Annotated in this window: 16 protein-coding genes; 10 read left to right on the top strand and 6 right to left on the bottom strand. The window is 74.5% G+C overall.

What is annotated here, in order from left to right:
- The first annotated feature begins 72 nt into the window (after positions 1-72).
- From uvrC to CLV92_RS09125, 9 genes are all read left to right on the top strand, one after another.
- Complete coding sequence (gene uvrC / locus CLV92_RS09085; RefSeq protein ID WP_104432483.1) at positions 73-2,127, top strand: excinuclease ABC subunit UvrC; 2,055 nt, start codon at positions 73-75, stop codon at positions 2,125-2,127.
- 88 nt (positions 2,128-2,215) lie between these two features.
- A complete protein-coding gene (gene rapZ, locus CLV92_RS09090; protein ID WP_245886621.1) occupies positions 2,216-3,112 on the top strand; it encodes an RNase adapter RapZ in 897 nt (298 codons plus the stop codon).
- A gap of 104 nt (positions 3,113-3,216) precedes the next feature.
- Positions 3,217-4,218, top strand: a complete 1,002-nt coding sequence (locus CLV92_RS09095; RefSeq protein ID WP_104432575.1) for a uridine diphosphate-N-acetylglucosamine-binding protein YvcK — start codon at positions 3,217-3,219, stop codon at positions 4,216-4,218.
- A gap of 89 nt (positions 4,219-4,307) precedes the next feature.
- Positions 4,308-5,288 (top strand): DNA-binding protein WhiA, encoded by a 981-nt coding sequence (whiA, locus tag CLV92_RS09100; protein WP_104432484.1) that lies wholly within the window; start codon positions 4,308-4,310, stop codon positions 5,286-5,288.
- A gap of 208 nt (positions 5,289-5,496) precedes the next feature.
- Positions 5,497-6,501 (top strand): type I glyceraldehyde-3-phosphate dehydrogenase, encoded by a 1,005-nt coding sequence (gene gap, locus CLV92_RS09105; protein ID WP_104432485.1) that lies wholly within the window; start codon positions 5,497-5,499, stop codon positions 6,499-6,501.
- 110 nt (positions 6,502-6,611) lie between these two features.
- Positions 6,612-7,841, top strand: coding sequence for a phosphoglycerate kinase (locus CLV92_RS09110; protein ID WP_104432486.1), 1,230 nt, complete (start codon positions 6,612-6,614; stop codon positions 7,839-7,841).
- Positions 7,842-7,847: 6 nt separating this feature from the next.
- Positions 7,848-8,645 (top strand): triose-phosphate isomerase, encoded by a 798-nt coding sequence (gene tpiA / locus CLV92_RS09115; protein ID WP_104432487.1) that lies wholly within the window; start codon positions 7,848-7,850, stop codon positions 8,643-8,645.
- 206 nt (positions 8,646-8,851) lie between these two features.
- On the top strand, positions 8,852-9,094 hold the full coding sequence (gene secG, locus CLV92_RS09120) for a preprotein translocase subunit SecG (RefSeq protein ID WP_104432488.1): 243 nt from the start codon (positions 8,852-8,854) through the stop codon (positions 9,092-9,094).
- Between the two features lie 158 nt (positions 9,095-9,252).
- Positions 9,253-9,603, top strand: coding sequence for an RNA polymerase-binding protein RbpA (locus CLV92_RS09125; RefSeq protein ID WP_104432489.1), 351 nt, complete (start codon positions 9,253-9,255; stop codon positions 9,601-9,603).
- Positions 9,604-9,812: 209 nt separating this feature from the next.
- Here the strand turns inward: CLV92_RS09125 and pgl are convergent, their stop codons facing one another.
- The 6 genes from pgl to tkt form a co-directional block, all read right to left on the bottom strand.
- Positions 9,813-10,565, bottom strand: coding sequence for a 6-phosphogluconolactonase (pgl, locus tag CLV92_RS09130; RefSeq protein ID WP_104432490.1), 753 nt, complete (start codon positions 10,563-10,565; stop codon positions 9,813-9,815).
- On the bottom strand, positions 10,562-11,887 hold the full coding sequence (gene opcA, locus CLV92_RS09135) for a glucose-6-phosphate dehydrogenase assembly protein OpcA (RefSeq protein WP_104432491.1): 1,326 nt from the start codon (positions 11,885-11,887) through the stop codon (positions 10,562-10,564). The genes pgl and opcA overlap by 4 nt, the downstream gene beginning before the upstream one ends.
- A 109-nt stretch (positions 11,888-11,996) precedes the next feature.
- On the bottom strand, positions 11,997-13,538 hold the full coding sequence (zwf, locus tag CLV92_RS09140; RefSeq protein WP_104432492.1) for a glucose-6-phosphate dehydrogenase: 1,542 nt from the start codon (positions 13,536-13,538) through the stop codon (positions 11,997-11,999).
- Positions 13,535-15,238 (bottom strand): glucose-6-phosphate isomerase, encoded by a 1,704-nt coding sequence (locus CLV92_RS09145; RefSeq protein ID WP_104432493.1) that lies wholly within the window; start codon positions 15,236-15,238, stop codon positions 13,535-13,537. The genes zwf and CLV92_RS09145 overlap by 4 nt, the downstream gene beginning before the upstream one ends.
- Complete coding sequence (gene tal, locus CLV92_RS09150; RefSeq protein ID WP_104432494.1) at positions 15,235-16,359, bottom strand: transaldolase; 1,125 nt, start codon at positions 16,357-16,359, stop codon at positions 15,235-15,237. Before tal ends, CLV92_RS09145 begins: the two co-directional genes overlap by 4 nt.
- A 119-nt stretch (positions 16,360-16,478) precedes the next feature.
- Positions 16,479-18,575 carry a transketolase gene (gene tkt / locus CLV92_RS09155; RefSeq protein WP_104432495.1) on the bottom strand — a complete coding sequence of 699 codons (2,097 nt, stop codon included), beginning with the start codon at positions 18,573-18,575 and terminating at the stop codon, positions 16,479-16,481.
- A gap of 475 nt (positions 18,576-19,050) precedes the next feature.
- Here tkt and CLV92_RS09160 point away from each other — a divergent pair, with 475 nt between their 5' ends.
- On the top strand, positions 19,051-20,064 hold the full coding sequence (locus tag CLV92_RS09160) for a heme o synthase (protein ID WP_211291010.1): 1,014 nt from the start codon (positions 19,051-19,053) through the stop codon (positions 20,062-20,064).
- Positions 20,065-20,070 lie beyond the last annotated feature (6 nt).

The raw sequence follows: 20,070 nt of genomic DNA on the forward strand, positions 1-20,070 counted from the left end.
CGACGGGTAGGGCCCGCGCCCCGGTCCCGCTCGGCCGCCGGGGACGTCGGGGGCGCGACATAGCCTGGGGGGGTGCCGGATCCCGCCACCTACCGCCCCAAGCCGGGTGAGGTCCCCGACGAGCCCGGGGTGTACCGCTTCCGCGACCCCTCCGGTCGGGTCGTCTACGTCGGCAAGGCCAAGAGCCTGCGCTCGCGGCTGGCGAGCTACTTCCAGGACCTCTCCGCGCTGCACCCGCGCACCCAGACGATGGTGACGACAGCGGCGAGCGTGGAGTGGACGGTGGTCTCCACCGAGGTCGAGGCGCTGCAGCTGGAGTACTCCTGGATCAAGGAGTACGACCCGCGCTTCAACGTCAAGTACCGCGACGACAAGTCCTACCCCTACCTCGCGGTCACGATGGGCGAGGAGTTCCCCCGCGTGCAGGTGCTGCGCGGCGCCAAGCGCAAGGGCACCCGCTACTTCGGCCCCTACACCCACGCCTGGGCCATCCGCGACACCGTGGACCTGCTGCTGCGCGTCTTCCCGGTGCGCACCTGCTCCACCGGCGTGTTCAAGCGGGCGAGGGCCTCGGGCCGCCCCTGCCTGCTCGGCTACATCGACAAGTGCGCCGCGCCCTGCGTCGGGCGGGTCGACGCCGAGGAGCACAAGGGCCTCGCCCGCGACTTCTGCGACTTCATGGCGGGGCAGACGTCCCGCTACGTGCGGCGGCTGGAGCAGCAGATGCGCGAGGCCGCCGCCGAGCTGGACTTCGAGCGCGCCGCCCGGTTGCGCGACGACGTCGCCGCGCTGCAGCGGGCGCTGGAGAAGAGCGCGGTCGTGCTGCCCGACGCCACCGACGCCGACGTGTTCGGCATCGCCGAGGACGAGCTGGAGGCGGCCGTCCAGGTCTTCCACGTCCGCGGCGGGCGGGTGCGGGGCCAGCGCGGCTGGGTGGTGGAGAAGGTCGAGGACGTCGGCCCGCCGGAGCTGGTGGAGCAGCTGCTGCTGCAGGTCTACGGCGCGGAGGCCGGGGAGGCGGTGCCGCGCGAGGTTCTCGTGCCGCACCTGCCCGCCACCGTCGAGGGGGACGTGGAGGACTGGCTGTCCCAGCTGCGCGGCTCGCGGGTGGAGCTGCGCGTGCCGCAGCGCGGGGACAAGCGCTCGCTGATGGACACGGTGCAACGCAACGCGACGCAGGCGCTGGCCCTGCACAAGACCCGCCGCGGGGGCGACCTGACCACCCGCGGCCTGGCGCTGGCGGAGCTGCAGGAGGCGCTCGGCCTGGACGAGGCGCCGCTGCGCATCGAGTGCTTCGACGTCTCCCACACGCAGGAGACCAACGTCGTGGCGTCGATGGTGGTGTTCGAGGACGGGCTGCCGAAGAAGGCCGACTACCGCCGCTTCGCGGTGCGCGGGGAGGGCGGCCTCGACGACACCGCCGCGATGCGGGAGGTGCTGACCCGCCGGTTCCGCCGGATGGCCGCGGAGCGGGCGCCGGGCGCGGCCGACGTCCCGGGCGGCGACGAGGACTCCGCGGACGTCCTGGGCGCGGCGGGCGGTGGCGCGGCGGACGGTGGCGCGGCGGACGGCGACGCGGCGCGCGACGGCGTGCTCGCGGGCATCGACCCGGAGACGGGGCGCCCGCGCCGCTTCGCCTACGCCCCCAACCTCGTCGTCGTCGACGGCGGGCAGCCGCAGGTCGAGGCGGCCGCGCGGGCGCTGGCCGAGCTGGGCGTGGTGGACGTGGCCCTGTGCGGCCTCGCCAAGCGGCTGGAGGAGGTGTGGCTGCCGGGGGAGGAGCACCCGCTCGTGCTGCCCCGCACGAGCCAGGGCCTCTACCTGCTGCAGCGGGTGCGCGACGAGGCGCACCGCTTCGCCATCACCTACCACCGGGCCAAGCGCAGCAAGGTCATGACCGCCAGCGCCCTCGACGACGTCCCCGGTCTCGGGGCCACCCGGCGCGCGGCCCTGCTGAAGCACTTCGGCTCCCTGAAGCGGCTGCGCGCCGCCGGCGTGGAGGAGGTGCAGGCGGTGCCCGGCATCGGCCCGCGCACGGCGGCGGTCATCGTCGAGGCGCTGCGGGCCCCGGCGGCGGGCACGGGGGAGCCGGCGGTCAACACCGCCACCGGTGAGCTGCTCGACTGAGGGGATCTTCCCCTCGCTCTCGCTGTGCGCATCCGTTCGGTCGCGGGGTGTTACAGCGGTGTGATGCTCCGGCTGGCAGGATGGCCCCGTGCACGAGGCAACCGAGCCGGAGACCCCGGCGCACGTCCGTCCCGAGCTGCTCATCATCACCGGCATGTCCGGTGCCGGGCGCTCCACCGCCGCCAAGGCGCTGGAGGACCTCGGCTGGTACGTCGTCGACAACCTCCCCCCGCAGATGCTGGAGCCGCTGGCCGAGCTGGCCGCGCGCGCCGGGCTCTCCGTGCCGCGCATCGCCGTCGTCGTCGACGTGCGGGGCCGCTCCTTCTTCCTGGAGCTGCAGGGCGCCCTGGCGATGCTGGACACCCGCCACGTCTCCCCGCGCATCGTCTTCCTCGACTCCTCCGACGACGTCCTGGTGCGCCGGTTCGAGTCGGTGCGCCGCCCCCACCCGCTGCAGGGCGACGGCCGCATCGTCGACGGCATCGCGCACGAGCGGGAGCTCACCAGCGACCTGCGCGCCCGCGCCGACGTCGTCTTCGACACCTCCGCCCTCAACGTGCACCAGCTCGGCGCGAAGGTCGCGGCACTCTTCGAGGGCGACCGCCCCGAGGAGCTGCGGGTGACGGTGATGTCGTTCGGCTTCAAGTACGGCACCCCCAGCGACGCCGAGCACGTCGCCGACGTCCGCTTCCTGCCGAACCCGCACTGGGTGCCGGAGCTGCGGCCCCTGACCGGCCGCGACGCCCCCGTCTCCGAGTACGTCCTCGACCAGGAGGGCGCCCTGCCGTTCCTGCAGCGCTACGCCGAGGCCCTGCAGCCCGTCTTGCAGGGCTACCGGCGGGAGAACAAGCGCTTCGCCACCGTCGCCCTGGGCTGCACCGGCGGCAAGCACCGCTCCGTCGCCCTCGCGGAGGAGCTGGGCGCGCGGCTGTCCGGCGCCGGCGTCCCGGTGCGCGTCCTGCACCGGGACCTGGGGCGCGAGTGAGCACCCCGCCCCCACCGGCTCCCGAGCCCTCCCCGCCGGGAGCCGCGCCCACCCGCGCGGCGGCCCCGCCGTGCCCGCCGCAGCCGCCGCCCGGCCACGGCAGCCTGCCCCGCGGCGTGCCCGCGCCGGGCGGGGCGCGCCGCAGCCCGGCGGTCGTCGCGCTCGGGGGCGGCCACGGCCTCGCCGCCTCGCTGTCGGCGCTGCGCCACGTCACCGACCGCCTCACCGCGGTCGTCACCGTCGCCGACGACGGCGGCTCCTCCGGCCGCCTGCGCCGCGAGCTCGGCGTCCTGCCCCCCGGGGACCTGCGGATGGCGCTGTCGGCGCTGTGCGACGACGGGGAGTGGGGCCGCACCTGGCGCGACGTGCTGCAGCACCGCTTCGACACCGACGGCAGCCTCCACGAGCACGCCACCGGCAACCTGCTCATCACCACCCTGTGGCAGCTGCTGGGCGACCCGGTCACCGGGCTGGACTGGGTCGCGCGGCTGCTCGGCGCGCGCGGGCGGGTGCTGCCGATGGCGGCGGTGCCCCTGGACATCGAGGCCGACGTGCTCGGCCTGGACGCCGCGGATCCCGACGCCGCGGTGCCCGTGCGGGGGCAGGTGGCCGTGGCCACCACCACCGGGCGGGTGGCGGGGGTGCGGCTGGTCCCGGAGGACCCCCCGGTGCACGAGGACGTCCTGCAGGCCATCGAGGAGGCCGACTGGATCGTGCTCGGGCCGGGGTCCTGGTTCACCAGCGTGCTGCCGCACCTGCTGGTGCCGGCGCTGGCCGACGCGTTGCACCGCGCCCGGGCCCGGCGCTGCGTGACCCTGAACCTGGCCGCCCAGCCGGGGGAGACGGACGGCTTCTCCGCGGAGGCGCACCTGGAGGTGCTCGCCGCGCACGCCCCGGACCTGCACCTGGACGCGGTCCTCGCCGACCCCGTCGCGGTGGAGGATCCGATGTCCCTGTCACGGGTGGCGGGTTCGCTGGGGGCGCGGCTGCTGCTGCGGCAGGTCTCCCTCGGCGACGGCACGCCGCGCCACGACGCGCTCCGGCTCGCCGCGGCCTACCGTGACGTGTTCAGCTCGACCTTCTCAGACGTCCGGGAGGACCGGTGAGGAACGGTGGTCAGGAAGGCAGTGCGGGCGCCCCTGCGGGCGGCGGAGCGGTCACCGGGCGCACCGCCCGCGGTGCGAGGATGGGGCCCATGGCACTGACGGCGGCGGTCAAGGACGAGCTGAGCCGGCTGCCGGTGACCAGGTCCTGCTGTCGCAAGGCCGAGGTCTCGGCGATGCTGCGCTTCGCCGGCGGGCTGCACATCGTCTCCGGGCGCATCGTCATCGAGGCCGAGCTGGACTCCGCCTCGACGGCTCGGCGGCTGCGGCGGGACGTGGCCGAGGTGTTCGGCCACCCCAGCGACGTGGTCGTGCTGCAGCCCGGCGGCCTGCGGCGCGGCACCCGCTACGTGGTGCGGGTGGTGCGCGACGGGGAGTCCCTGGCCCGGCAGACGGGCCTGCTGGACACCCGTGGCCGGCCGGTGCGGGGCCTGCCCTCCCAGATCGTCTCCGCCTCCGCCTGCGACGCCGAGGCGGCCTGGCGCGGGGCCTTCCTCGCCCACGGCTCCCTCACCGAGCCCGGCCGCTCCGCCGCGCTGGAGGTCACCTGCCCCGGCCCGGAGGCCGCCCTGGCCCTCGTCGGGGCGGCCCGGCGCCTGCAGCTGCAGGCCAAGGCGCGGGAGGTGCGCGGGGTGGACCGCGTGGTGCTGCGCGACGGCGACGCGATCGCGGCGCTGCTGACGCGCCTGGGGGCCCACGACGCGGTCATGACGTGGGAGGAGCGGCGGATGCGCCGCGAGGTCCGCGCCACGGCCAACCGCCTGGCCAACTTCGACGACGCCAACCTGCGCCGCTCGGCGCGCGCGGCGGTGGCGGCCGGCGCCCGGGTGGAGCGGGCGATGGAGCTGCTCGGCGACGACATCCCGGACCACCTGCTGCAGGCGGGCCGGCTGCGGCTGGCGCACAAGCAGGCCAGTCTCGAGGAGCTGGGCCAGCTCGCGGACCCGCCGATGACCAAGGACGCGATCGCCGGGCGCATCCGGCGGCTGCTGGGGATGGCCGACAAGCGCGCCGCGGAGCTCGGGCTGCCGGGCACCGAGGCCGGCCTGACCCCGGACATGCTCGAGGCCTGAGCCGCCGGAGCGCCTGTGGTCCTACCACACCCGCCCCCGGCTTCCCCGACCCCGCGCGGGACCCGGGGGGCCGGGCGGGCGCGGGAGGCCCTAGGGTCGTGCCCGGCGGCGTGAGTGTTGCGCCGGTCACAGAGGAAGCACAGACGACCGCAACCACCGGAGCACCTCACTGCAGCGTGGCAGGTCGGTGCACTCGAGGAGGATGAGAATGACGACACGCGTCGGCATCAACGGCTTCGGACGCATCGGCCGGAACTTCTTCCGCGCCGTGCAGGCGTCCGGCGCCGACATCGAGATCGTCGCCGTCAACGACCTGACGGACGCGAAGTCGCTGGCCCACCTGCTCAAGTACGACTCCATCCTCGGCAAGATGTCCGAGACCGTGGAGGCGGGCGACGGGCAGATCAGCGTCGGCGACAAGACGATCAAGGTCCTGGCCGACCGCGACCCCGCCAACCTCGGCTGGGGCGACCTGGGCGTCGACGTCGTGGTGGAGTCCACCGGGTTCTTCACCGACGCCACCAAGGCGAAGGCGCACGTCGACGCGGGCGCGAAGAAGGTCATCATCTCCGCGCCGGCGACCAACGACGACGTCACCCTCGTCATGGGCGTCAACGACGGCGACTACGACCCCGCCAAGCACACGATCATCTCCAACGCGTCGTGCACCACGAACTGCCTCGCGCCGCTGGCGAAGGTCCTCGACGACGAGTTCGGCATCCAGCGCGGTCTCATGACCACGATCCACGCGTACACCGCGGACCAGAACCTGCAGGACGGACCCCACAAGGACCTCCGTCGCGCCCGCGCCGCCGCCCTCAACATCGTGCCCACCAGCACCGGTGCGGCCAAGGCCATCGGCCTCGTGCTGCCGCAGCTGAAGGGCAAGCTCGACGGCTACGCGCTGCGCGTGCCCGTGCCCACCGGCTCGGCCACCGACCTCACCGTCACCCTCGGCCGCGAGGTCAGCGTCGACGAGGTCAACGCCGCCTACCGCGCCGCCGCCGACGGGCCGCTGAAGGGGTACCTGACGTACTCGGACGAGCCGCTGGTCTCCAGCGACATCGTCACCGACCCCGCGTCGTGCATCTACGACTCCGGGCTCACCAAGGCCATCGGCGACCAGGTCAAGGTCGTCGGCTGGTACGACAACGAGTGGGGCTACTCCAACCGCCTCGTGGACCTCGCGAAGCTGGTCGGCAGCTCGCTCTGATCCGCACCGCCCCGGCCCGGGACCCGCACGAGGGTCCCGGGCCGGGGCGCGCCCACCTGCACGGTGGCGAGCACGGGCACTGCCGCAGACGGTACGGAGGAGAGGGAACCGTGAAGACGATCGACGACCTCGAGGCGCAGCTGGGAGGCCTGCGGGGCCGCACCGTGCTGGTGCGCAGCGACCTCAACGTCCCCCTGGACCACTCCGGGGACACCCCCCGCATCACCGACGACGGGCGCATCCGCGCGTCCCTGCCCACGCTGGGCCGCCTCGCCCAGGCCGGAGCCCGCGTCGTCGTCGTCTCCCACCTGGGCCGCCCCAAGGGCGCCCCGGAGGCGAAGTACTCGCTCGCCCCCGTGCACGCCCGCCTCGCGGAGCTGCTGCCCGGCACCGAGGTCGCCTTCAGCACCGAGACCGTCGGTGAGCAGGCGCAGGCGGCCGTCGCCGCCCTGCCCGAGGGCGGCGTCCTCCTCCTGGAGAACGTGCGCTTCCACGCCGGTGAGACCAGCAAGGACGACACCGAGCGCGGCGAGTTCGCCGACGCCCTCGCCGCGCTGGCCGACGCCTACGTCTCCGACGGCTTCGGCGCGGTCCACCGCAGGCACGCCAGCGTCTACGACGTCGCCCAGCGCCTGCCGCACGCGGCCGGCGGCCTCGTCCTCGCCGAGGTCGAGGTGCTGCGCCGCCTCACGCAGGAACCGGAGCGGCCCTACGCGGTCGTCCTCGGCGGCTCCAAGGTCTCCGACAAGCTCGGCGTGATCGACAACCTCCTCGGCAACCTGCTCACCGCCGGTGACCGCCTCCTCGTCGGCGGCGGGATGGTCTTCACCTTCCTCGTCGCCCAGGGCCACGGCGTCGGCAGGAGCCTGCTCGAGGCCGACCAGGTCGAGCGCGTCCAGGGCTACCTCGCCACGGCGCAGGAGAAGGGCGTGCAGGTCGTGCTGCCCACCGACGTGGTCGCCGCCGACGCCTTCGCCGCCGACGCCGCCCACGACGTGGTCGGGGCCGCCGCCATCCCCGAGGACCGGCTCGGCCTCGACATCGGCCCCGACTCCGCCGCCGCCTTCGCCACCGCCCTCACCGACGCCCGCACCGTCTTCTGGAACGGGCCCATGGGCGTCTTCGAGTTCGAGGCGTTCAGCGCCGGCACCCGGGCGGTGGCCGAGGCCATCACCCGCGCGCCCGGCCTCAGCGTCGTCGGCGGTGGGGACTCCGCCGCCGCCGTGCGCACCCTGGGCTTCCCCGACGAGGCCTTCGGGCACATCTCCACCGGGGGCGGCGCCAGCCTGGAGTACCTGGAGGGCAAGAACCTCCCCGGCCTCGACGTCCTGGAGGACTGACATCCCATGGCCACCACCGCAGGCCGCACCCCGCTCATCGCCGGCAACTGGAAGATGGTCCTCGACCACCAGTCCGGCACCCACCTGGTGCAGAAGCTGGACTGGACGCTGAAGGACGCCAAGCACGACTACTCGGCCGTCGAGGTCGCCGTGCTGCCCTCCCACACCAGCCTGCGCTCCATCCAGACCCTCATCGAGGGCGACAAGCTCGACCTCGCCCTGGGCGCGCAGGACCTCTCCGCGCAGGACTCCGGCGCCTACACCGGCGAGGTGTCCGGCGCGCAGCTGGCCAAGCTCGGCGTGCGCTACGTCGCCGTCGGCCACAGCGAGCGCCGGCAGTACCACTCCGAGGACGACGCGCTCGTCGCCGCCAAGGTCCAGGCCGCCCTGCGCCACGGCCTGGTGCCGATCGTCTGCGTCGGCGAGGCGCTGGAGGTCCGCAAGGAGGGCCGCCACGTCGAGCACACCACCGCGCAGGTGCTCGCGGCGCTGGAGGGCCTCAGCGGCGAGCAGGTCGCCGGCCTCGTCATCGCCTACGAGCCCGTCTGGGCCATCGGTACCGGCGAGGTCGCCACCCCCGCCGACGCGCAGGAGGTCTGCGCAGCCATCCGTGCGGCCGTGGCGCAGCAGTGGGACGAGGCCACCGCCGCCGCGGTGCGCATCCTCTACGGCGGCTCCGTCAAGCCGGCCAGCATCGCTGCGATCATGCGCGAGGAGGACGTCGACGGTGCCCTCGTCGGCGGTGCCAGCACCGATCCCGGTGACTTCGCGGCCATCGTGCGCTTCCGGGAGCACCCCGCCTGAGCGGGCCCGGCCGCCGCGATCCCGGCCGGACGGGGTGCGGGGGCGCTCGGAGCCCCCGCACCCCGGACCGGGTGACCCGCTTCCGCGGGCCGGGCGGGTGCGGCCACCGCTGAGCACGCGATGGCCTAGGCTCGGCGACAGTCCGTGTCCACCCCAGACGCGCCCGCGCACTCCGCGTGCGGGCCCCGACGAGACGAAGGATCCGCGTGGACGTTCTGCGCATCTCGCTGCAGGTGCTGCTGGCTCTGACGAGCCTCTTCCTGACCCTGCTGATCCTCATGCACAAGGGCAAGGGCGGTGGGCTCTCCGACATGTTCGGCGGCGGCATGTCCTCCAGCCTGAGCGGCTCCAGCATGGCCGAGCGCAACCTCAACCGTTTCACGGTCGCGGTGGCCCTGTCCTGGGCCGTGAGCGTCATCCTCCTCGGCGTCGTGCAGCGCTTCGCGTGAGCAGCCCCCTCTGCCCCCTCCCACGGAGGGCAGTGCGTCGGTGCTGGCCCCGGCGCCCCCGGCCAGCGCTTACCCTGTTCCAGGCGCTCCGGCGGGGGCCGGCGCTCCGCACGCATCCTGACGCAGTACGACCGAGCACGACCGACGAGGAGTTTCCCGTGGCCAGTGGCAACGCGATCCGTGGCAGCAGGGTCGGCGCCGGCCCGATGGGGGAGGCTGAGCGCGGCGACACCGCCCCGCGCATCCGCATCTCCTACTGGTGCGCCAACGGCCACGAGACGAAGCCGAGCTTCTCCCAGGAGTCCGGGGTGGAGCCGCCGGAGCAGTGGGACTGCCCGCGCTGTGGCTTCCCGGCCGGCACGGACAAGGACAACCCGCCCGCGCCGCCGCGCAACGAGCCGTACAAGACGCACCTGGCCTACGTGAAGGAGCGGCGCAGCGACGCCGACGGCGAGGCCATCCTCAACGAGGCCCTGGAGGGTCTGCGAGCCCGCGGCCTGATCCGCTGAGCCCGCTGCGACCCGGGCTGCTGCCGCGGCCCGGGGTGCGCGGCGGGCGCGCCGGCGGTGACGCCCACCTCGGCTGAGGAGGGGCGCGCCAGGAGCGCTTCGCACGACGCAGGCACGACGACGGGAAGGGCCCCGGACCGCGATCGCGGTCCGGGGCCCTTCCCGTCGTCCCGGCGCAGCCGCGCTCGGCTGCCGAGGTGGGCGTCGCCTCAGCCGCTGTGCCGGCTCGCGGCGGCCTCGTCCAGCAGCCACAGGGTCGCCTCCCGGCCGGCCGCCCCCGCGGCGGGGATGGAGCCGACGTCGGCACCGGCCAGGCCTGCGGCGACGGCCTCGGCCTTCTCCGCCCCCGCCGCGACCAGCCACACCTGACGGGCGCGGCCGATGGCGGGCAGGGTCAGCGAGATGCGCGCCGGCGGCGGCTTGGGGGAGTCGGGGACCCCCACGACGGTGCGCTGCGCCTCGTGCACGAACTCCTGCCCGGGGAAGAGCGAGGCGACGTGCCCGTCGGGGCCGACCCCGAGCAGCAGCACGTCGAAGTCCGGCACCCCGTCGCCGCCGGCCGCGGCGGCCAGCTCCCCGGCGTAGGCGCGCGCGGCGGCGTCCACGTCGGGGCCCGCACCGTCGGCGGCGGGCGGGAGGTGCACGTTCTCCTCCCGCAGCGGCAGGTGGCGCAGCAGCGCCTCCTCCGCCTGGGTGCAGTTGCGGTCGGCGTCGCCGGCGGGCAGGTGCCGCTCGTCGCCCCACCACACGTGCACGCGGGACCAGTCGACCGCCTCCCGGGCCGGGGACTGCGCCAGGGCCGCCAGCGCCCGGGTGCCGATGGTGCCGCCGGTGAGGACCACGTGGGCCTCACCGCGCTCGGCCTGCGCGTCCGCGAGCGCGGTGACGAGGCGGGCCGCCACCGCGTTCGCGAGCACCTCCGCCGACGGGTGCACCAGCACCCGCCGGGCGGCGGTCGTCACTGCGCCCTCCGCCGCTTCGCGCCCGTGCCGCGCGCCGAGGCGGAGCCGCTGCCCTCCTCGCCGGACGCGGCAGCAGTGCGCTTGGTCGCCGTCGCGGTCCGCTTGGCGGTCCCCGTCGCAGCGGGCGTCTTCGGCGGCCGCGCCGAGGGGCCGCCGCGGGGGCTGCGCTTGGGCTTCTCCGCGCTCTGGGCGGTGCCGGCCGCCGGCTGGGCGGCCTCGCCCGCACCCTCCTCCCCGCCCGCGTCTCCGGCCCCGGAGGGGTCCGTGCCGCGCTGGGTGGGCTCCGTGGGGGTGGCGCGCTTGATGGCCCGGGAGCGGCGTGCGGAGGCCTTCTCCGCCTCCGCCTGCTCCTCCGCGACCCTGGCCATGGACCTCTGCGCGCTCCGGCCGGTGGTGGCCGTGCGCCCGGCCTCGACCTTGGGCAGGCCCTGCACCAGTGCCTCGCCGTAGACCTCGTCGGGGTCGAGGCGGCGCAGCTCCTCCGTGAGGCAGTCCTTCACGGGCCGCCGCGCCAGCGCGATGCGCCGGTCGGGCTGCCCGGGCTGCGTCAGGGTGGCCACGGTCTGGTCGGGACGGACCAGCTCCACGGGCCCCGACTTCCGCTCCAGGCGCACGCTCTGCACGCCGCCGCCGCGCTTGGTCCGCACCCGCGTCACGGGCACCTTCAGCCGGTGCGCCAGCCAGGCGGCGAGCAGTTCGGTGCTGGGGGAGTCGGGCGCACCCGCCACCGTCGCCGCCGTGACCGGCTCGAACGGCGGCTGGTCGATCGCCGCCGCCAGCAGCGCCCGCCAGTTCGTCAGCCGCGTCCACGCGAAGTCGGTGTCGCCGTCGCGGTACGTCGCGCGGCGCTGCTCCAGCGCCTTGGCCGGGTTCGGCGACTCCGCGGAGTCGGTGATGCGCCGCTGCGCGAGCCGGCCGAGCGGGTCGGCGGAGGCGTCGGTCGGCGCCGCCCCCACCCACCAGGTGACGATCGGCGCGTCGGGCAGCAGCAGCGACATCACGGTCGTCTCGCCGTGCTCCACGAGCGGGCCGTAGAGGCGCAGCACCACGACCTCGCTGGCCCCGGCGTCACCGCCGACCCGCAGCTGGGCGTCGAGGCGCGCAGTGCCGCGCTTGTTGCCGCGGGCGAGGACCAGGACGCGGCAGGGGTGCTCGCGGCTGGCCTCGTTGGCCGCGGTGATGGCCTCCTCGGCGTGCGCGTCGTCGGTGACGACCACGAGCGTCAGCACGCGGCCGAGCGCCACGACGCCGCCGGAGTCACGCAGGTCGACCAGCGCCTTGTTGATGGCGCTCGTCGACGTGCTGGGCAGGTCGATGATCATCGGTTCGGCTCACCTCTGCTCGGGATGCTCGTCGGCTGCTGCGCGCGGGCCCGGACGGCGCGGGACGGCGCCACCGCGCGCGGCGTGCTCCCCACGGCCGGCGCGCCCCTCACGGCCGCCGCCAGGTGCGGCCGGTGCGGGCGAGCATGGCGTCCGCCGACGGCGGGCCCCACGTGCCGGACGCGTAGGGCTCGGGCTTGCCGTTCTTGGCCCAGAAGGCGGTGATGGGGTCCAGGATCTTCCAGGACAGCTCCACCTCCTCGTGGCGGGGGAACAGCGGCGGGTCGCCGAGGAGGACGTCGAGGATGAGGCGCTCGTACGCCTCGGGGCTGGACTCGGTGAAGGCGTGGCCGTAGCCGAAGTCCATCGTGACGTCGCGGACCTCCATGGCGGTGCCCGGCACCTTCGAGCCGAAGCGCAGGGTGACGCCCTCGTCGGGCTGCACCCGGATGACGAGCGCGTTCTGCCCGAGCTCCTCCGTCGCGGTCCGCTCGAAGGGCAGGTGCGGGGCCCGCTTGAAGACGACGGCGATCTCGGTGACGCGCCGTCCCAGCCGCTTGCCCGCACGCAGGTAGAACGGCACGCCCGCCCAGCGGCGGGTGTCCACCTCGAGCTCGATCGCCGCGTAGGTCTCCGTGATGGAGTCGGCGGGGATGCCGTCCTCGTCCAGGTAGCCCTTGACGTGCTCCGAGCCCTGCCAGCCGGAGGCGTACTGCCCGCGGGCCGTCGCCTTCGACAGGTCCGCCGGCAGGCGCACCGCGGAGAGGACCTTCGCCTTCTCCGCCCGCAGGTCCGCCGCGTCGAAGGAGACGGGCTCCTCCATCGCGGTCAGCGCCAGCAGCTGCAGCAGGTGGTTCTGGATGACGTCGCGCGCCGCGCCGATGCCGTCGTAGTAGCCGGCGCGGCCACCGATGCCGATGTCCTCGGCCATCGTGATCTGCACGTGGTCGACGTGGCGGGCGTTCCACAGCGGCTCGAACATCTCGTTGGCGAAGCGCAGCGCCAGGAGGTTCTGGACGGTCTCCTTGCCCAGGTAGTGGTCGATGCGGAAGACCGAGTCGGGCGGGAAGACCTGCTCCACCACGGAGTTCAGCTCCCGCGCGGAGGCCAGGTCGTGGCCGAACGGCTTCTCGATGACCACGCGCCGCCAGGAGTCGCCGTTCTGCGCGGACAGCCCGGAGCGGGCCAGCTGGCGGGCCACGACGGGGAAGAAGCGCGGCGGGATCGACAGGTAGAAGGCGTGGTTGCCGCCCGTGCCGCGCACCCGGTCGAGGTCGGCGACCGTCTGCGCGAGCTTGTCGAACGCGTCGTCGTCGTCGAAGTCACCCGGCACGAACCGGAAGCCCTCGGCCAGCTGCGCCCACACCGACTCCCGGAACGGGGTGCGGGCGTGGGCGCGCACCGCGTCGTAGACGACCTTGCCGAAGTCCTGGTCGGCCCAGTCGCGGCGGGCGAAGCCGGTCAGGGCGAACCCCGGCGGCAGCAGCCCGCGGTTGGCGAGGTCGTAGATCGCGGGCATGAGCTTCTTGCGGGCCAGGTCGCCCGTCACCCCGAACAGCACCAGCCCGCACGGGCCGGCGATGCGGGGCAGGCGCTTGTCCCGCGGGTCCCGCAGCGGGTTCTCGTTGCGGGAGATCCTGCTGGGGCTCATGCGCCCGTGCCCCCTCCGTCGCCGGAGCCGGTGGCGCCGGAGCGGACGGCGGCGAGCAGCTGCGCGATGCCGGCGCGGCGGTCGGCGAGGTGCACGCGCAGCACGGGCCGGCCGTGCTCGGCCAGCACCGAGGCGTCACCCGCGGCCTGGGCGGCGATGAGCTCCCCGAAGCTGAACGGGATGCCCGGGATCGGGACCTCGTCCACGGGGGCGCCCGTCACCTGCAGGTAGACGCCGGTGGCGGGGCCGCCCTTGTGGTACTGCCCCGTGGAGTGCAGGAAGCGCGGGCCCCAGCCGAAGGTGACCGGGCGGGACGTGCGCCGGGCCAGCAGCTCGCGCAGCTCGGCCAGCTCGGTGTCGGCCTCCCGGTCGAGGTAGGCCATCACCGCGATGTAGCCGCGCTGCGGGTCGAGCCGGCCCAGCAGCGCCTCCAGGGCGCCGGCGAGGGTGGTCTCGCCCTCGGGCAGCAGGCCCTCGACCGCGCGGACCTCCACGGCGGCGTCGGTGAACAGCGCCTCCTGGGTCTGGCCGCGCTCGTCGAGCAGTGCACGGGTGGCCTTCTTGGCGCTCTCCACGTCTGGCTGGTCGAACGGGTTGATGCCCAGCAGCCGGCTGGCCACGGCGGTGGCGTACTCCCACAGCAGGAACTGCGCCCCGAGCGGGCCGGCGACGCGCACCTGCGCCCCGGAGCCCTCGCCGGAGCCGGTGTGGTCGCTGCCGAGCGCGTCGTCGGCGACGAGGCGCACCACGGTGGCGTCGGCGGCGGCGGAGGCGACCTCGGGGGCGTGGGCGCCACCGACGACGACGGGCAGCACACCGGTGCCCTCCTTGCCGGTGGACTCCGCGACGAGCTGCTCGGCCCAGTCGCCGAAGCCGACCAGGGGCGTGCCGTCCTCGACGACGATGACCTTGTCGCGGGCGGGCGGGTCCTGCCGCGCGTCGCCGCGGGCCGAGGCACCGCCGGCGATGGCGGCGCCGAGCACGAGGGCGGGGTTGCCCTCGTCGTCGGCGGCGAGCATCTCCGCCGCCTCCTCCGCCTCGTCGAGGAGCCCGCCGATGTCCACGCCCGCCAGGCCGCAGGGGACCAGGCCGAACGCGGTCAGCGCCGAGTAGCGCCCACCGACGGTGGGGTCGGCGGCGAAGACGGCCCGGTAGCCGGCCTCCTTCGACGCGGCCTCGAGGGGGGAGCCGGGGTCGGTGACGACCACGATGCGCCGGGCCGCGTCGATGCCGGCGCGGGTGAACGCGTCGGCGAAGGCGCGGCGCTGGCTGTCGGTCTCCACGGTGTTGCCCGACTTGGAGGAGACGACGACCACCGTGCGGTCGAGGCGGTCGTCCAGCGCCCGGCGGACCTGGCCGGGGTCGGTGCCGTCGAGGACGGTCAGCTCCACCCCGGCGGTGCGGGTGATGACCTCGGGTGCGAGGGAGGAACCGCCCATGCCGCAGAGCACGACGCGGTCGACGCCCTCCGCGCGAAGGTCCTCGCGCAGCTCCGCGATCTGCTCCACGAGGGGGCGGGAGGCGGTGGCCAGCGAGACCCACCCGAGGCGGACGGACGCCTCCTCCTCGGCCGCCTTCCCCCACAGCGTCGCGTCCTGCGCGGCGATGCGGGAGGCGACGGAGTCACCGACGAGGACGGGCACGACTGCGGCGACGGCCTCGGCCGCAGCTCCTTCGGCGCGGACTTCCAGCGCCGTCACTTCTCGGTGCCCTGGACGGCGCGGGCGTTGTCCAGCTCGTCGGTGACGGTCTGCAGCAGCTCGCCCCAGCTGGCCTCGAACTTGGTGAGCCCCTCGGTCTCCAGCTTCTCGGTGACCTCCTCGTAGGAGACGCCGAGGCGCTCCAGCGCGTCGAGGACCTGGCGGGACTCGTCGTAGCTGCCGCGGACGGTGTCGCCGGTGACCTCGCCGTGGTCGGCGGTGGCCTCCAGCGTCTTGCCGGGCATCGTGTTGACGGTGCCGGGGGCGACGAGCTCGGTGACGTAGAGCGTGTCGGGCAGCTTGGGGTCCTTCACGCCGGTGGAGGCCCACAGCGGCCGCTGCGGCTTGGCGCCGGCGTCGGCGAGCACGTCCCAGCGCGGCGTGGAGAAGACCTCCTCGTAGGCCTGGTAGGCCAGGCGGGCGTTGGCGAGGCCGGCCTTGCTGCGCAGGGCGGTGGCCTCCTCGGAGCCGACGGCGTCGAGGCGCTTGTCGACCTCGGCGTCCACGCGGGAGACGAAGAAGGAGGCCACGGACGCGATGGAGGAGACGTCGAGGCCCTTCTCGCGGGCCTGCTCCAGCCCGGTGAGGAAGGCCTGCATGACCGCGCGGTAGCGGTCGAGGCTGAAGATGAGGGTGACGTTGACGCTGATGCCCTCGGACAGCACCTGGGTGATGGCGGGCAGGCCCTCGACCGTGGCGGGGATCTTGATGTAGAGGTTCGGGCGGTCCACCGCGGCCCACAGCTGGCGGGCGGAGGCGATGGTGCCCTCGGTGTCGCGCGCCATGCGCGGGTCGACCTCGAGGGAGATGCGCCCGTCGAGGTGCTGGCTGCTCTCGTAGACCGGCTTCAGCAGGTCGCAGGCGCGGCGGACGTCCTCGGTGGTGATCTCGAAGACGGCCTTGTCGACGTCGGCGCCGGCGGCCGCGAGTTCGCGGACCTGCTCGGCGTAGGCGTCGCCCTTCGACAGGGCGGAGGCGAAGATCGTCGGGTTGGTGGTGATGCCGACGACCCCGCGGTCGACGAGGCGGGACAGCTCGCCGCTCTCGATCAGCTCCCGGGACAGGTCGTCGAGCCACACGGAGACCCCGTGCTGCGCCAGCTGGGCAAGGGCGTTGCTCATTGCTTCTCCTCAGTCCTCCGGCGCCGGGTCGCCGGCGCCGCGTCGAGGCGCCCGCTCGGGCGCCGGTGCGGGAGCGAGTGCGGGGGCCGTTCCAGGTCTGGACGGCCCCCGCACTGCGATCACTTCAGGTTGGAGAGGGCGGTCTTCGCGGCGGACGCGACGGCCTCGCCGGTGATGCCGAACTCGCGGTAGATGTCCTGGTAGTCACCGGAGGCACCGAAGTGCTCCAGGCTGACGCAGCGGCCCTGGTCGCCGACGATGTCGTGCCAGCCCTGCGCCACGGCGGCCTCCACGGAGACGCGCGCCTTGACGCTCGGCAGCAGCACGGTGTCGCGGTACGACTGCGGCTGCGCGTCGAACCACTCGCGGCACGGCATGGACACCACGCGGGTGGCGATGCCCTCGCCCTCCAGCATCTCCCGGGCCTGCAGCGCCTGCTGCACCTCGGAGCCGGTGCCGATGAGGATCACCTGCGGCGTGGACGCGGCCTGCGCCTCGACGAGGACGTAGCCGCCCTTCGTGACGCCCTCGGCGGAACCGACGCCCTCGGCGGAGCGGTCGATGACCGGCAGGTTCTGCCGGCTCAGCGCCAGACCGGCGGGGCGGTCGGTGTTCTCCAGGATCGTCCGCCACGCCCACACGGTCTCGTTGGCGTCGGCGGGGCGCACCACGTCGAGGCCGGGGATGGCCCGCAGCGACGCCAGGTGCTCGATCGGCTGGTGGGTGGGACCGTCCTCGCCGAGGCCGATGGAGTCGTGCGTCCACACGTACGTCACCGGCAGCTTCATGATCGCCGCGAGGCGCACCGAGGGGCGCATGTAGTCGCTGAAGACGAGGAAGGTCCCGCCGTAGGGACGGGTGCCCCCGTGCAGGGCGATGCCGTTGAGGATGGCGCCCATGGCGTGCTCGCGGATGCCGAAGTGCAGGGTGCGCCCGTAGGGGCTGCCCTGCCAGTGCTTCGTCTGGCGGCTCTCCGGCAGGAAGGACGGCTCGCCCTTCATCGTGGTGAGGTTGCTCTCCGCCAGGTCGGCGGAGCCGCCCCACAGCTCCGGCAGCGCCCTGGCGAGGGAGTTGAGCACCTCGCCGGAGGCCTTGCGGGTGGCCATGGAGGCACCCGCCTCGAAGACGGGCAGGTTGTCGGTCCAGCCGGCGGGCAGGGAGCGGGTGCGCATCCGGTCCCAGAGCTCGGCGCGCTCGCCGGCGCCGGCGCGCCACTGCTCGAACGCGGCGTCCCACTCGGCGCGCAGCGCCTGGCCGCGGGTGCGGGCGCCGCGGGTGTGCTCGAGCACCTCGGGGTCGACCTGGAAGGTCTGCTCGGGGTCGAAGCCGAGGATCTCCTTGGTGGCCCGCACCTCGTCCTCGCCGAGGGCGGAGCCGTGCGACTTGCCGGTGTTCTGCAGCGTCGGCGCCGGGTAGGCGATGATCGTGCGCAGGACGATGATCGACGGCTTGCCGGTCTCCGCCTTCGCTGCGAGCAGGGCGTCGTGCAGGCCCTGGACGTCCTCGACGTAGGGGCCGTCGCCGCCGTTGCTCCAGTCGATGGTCTGCACGTGCCAGCCGTACGCCTCGTAGCGCTTGCCGGTGTCCTCCGCGAGGGAGATCGCCGTGTCGTCCTCGATGGAGATGTGGTTGGCGTCGTAGATGACGACGAGGTTGCCGAGCTCCTGCACCCCGGCGATGGCCGCGGCCTCCGCCGCGACGCCCTCCTGGATGTCGCCGTCGGAGGCCAGCACCCAGATGGTGTGGTCGAACGGGCTGGTGCCGGGGGCGGCCTCGGGGTCGAACAGGCCGCGCTCGCGGCGGGCCGCCATGGCCATGCCGACGGCGCTGGAGACGCCCTGGCCCAGCGGGCCGGTCGTCATCTCCACGCCGGCGGTGTGGCCGTGCTCGGGGTGGCCGGGGGTCTTCGAGCCGAGCTTGCGCAGGGCCTTCAGGTCGTCCAGCTCCAGGCCGTAGCCGGCGAGGAAGAGCTGGACGTACAGGGTCAGGCTGGAGTGCCCGCAGGAGAGGACGAAGCGGTCGCGCCCCGCCCACTCCGGGTCGGAGGGGTCGTGCTTCATGAGGCGCTGGAAGAGCAGCTGGGCGACTGGCGCCAGGCTCATCGCAGTCCCGGGGTGGCCGTTGCCTGCCCGCTGAACCGCGTCCATGGCCAGGACGCGGCCGGTGTCCGTCGCGCGACGGTCCAGGTCGCTCCACTCGAGGGTCTGCTCGCTCACGTGTCTCCTCTCGTGCGAACTCCATGCCGCGAGCGCCCCTGGGGTCGCGCCGCGGCGGGTGGTCCGCTCTCCGTCTTCCGTCGTCTGCCGGGCCCCGACCTGCGGGCGCGGCGGTCCACCACCTCGCACGAGCGCCCGCCACACGGCGTGGCGCGGGGGCGACCGGGACCGGGGTCCCGAGGCCGCCCGGTGCGCCGTTGCCCGTGGCGAAGATCACTTCAAGTCAAGAGCCTACCGGGCGCCACGCCGTCGGGGTAAGGCGGACCCGGTGCCGCGACAGTGCTACAGGGCGCTCGTTGCGGCGGGGTGTCGCGCGGGTCAGCCCGCGTGTCGGGCGCCGCACACCCACGATCGCCGTCTGAGAGCTGCCCCGCGGCCGTCCGTGCGGGGTGCGCTGCGGCAGGTGAGCGACGGTGCACCGCCGTCGCGGCGTACCATCGGAGCCGTCCGCCTGCCCCCGCGCCCCGAGGACATCGTGACCGTCGTCGACCCGCGTCCCTCCGACGCTCCCGCCCACGTCCTGCGCTCCCGTGGCGCACGTGGGTCCCTCCGTCGGTCCCGGTGGGTCCGCACGGTGAAGGCGTACGTCGCCCTGACGAAGCCGCGCATCATCGAGCTGCTGCTCATCACCACCGTTCCGGTGATGTTCTTCGCCGCGGGCGGGCTGCCGCCGTGGCGCACGGTGCTGGCCACGTTCGTCGGTGGTGCGCTCGCCGCGGGCAGCGCCAACGCGTTCAACTGCTACTTCGACCGTGACATCGACCGGCTCATGCACCGCACGGAGCGCCGGCCGCTGGTGACGGGCGAGCTGACGCCGCGCCAGGCCCTGGTCTTCGCCTCCGCCCTCGGCGTGGTGTCGGTGGTGCTGTTCTGGTCGGTGGTCAACCCGCTCTCGGCGCTGCTGGCCCTGCTGGCGATCCTGCTCTACGTGGTCGGCTACACGCTGCTGCTGAAGCGGCGGACGTCGCAGAACATCGTCTGGGGCGGGGTCGCCGGCTGCATGCAGGTGCTCATCGGCTGGACGGCGGTGACGGGCAGCCTGTCGTGGGCGCCGTTCGTCATCTTCGGGGTGATCTTCCTCTGGACGCCGCCGCACTACTGGCCGCTGTCCATGCGCTACCAGGACGACTACGCCAACGCCGGCGTGCCGATGCTGCCGGTGGTGGCCCGCCCGGTGACGGTGGCCCGGCAGGTCGTGGCCTACGCGTGGGCGATGGTCGCCTGCTCCCTGCTGCTGGTGCCCGTGGGCGGCGCCGGCTGGATCTACGCGGTGGCGGCCGTCCTCCTGGGTGCGGGCTTCCTCGCCCAGTCCCACGCGCTGCTGCGCCGGGCCCGCCGCTTCGAGAGCGAGCGAGACGCCGACGCCGCCAGCACGCGGGAGCAGCTGCAGGCGCTGCAGCCGATGCGGGTCTTCCACGGCTCCATCTCGTACCTGACGCTGCTGTCGGCGGCGATCCTCGTCGACCCGCTGCTGCGCTTCCCGGTCTGAGCCCGC

Source organism: Kineococcus xinjiangensis, from assembly GCF_002934625.1.
In the GTDB taxonomy this organism is placed as follows: Bacteria; Actinomycetota; Actinomycetes; order Actinomycetales; family Kineococcaceae; genus Kineococcus_A; species Kineococcus_A xinjiangensis.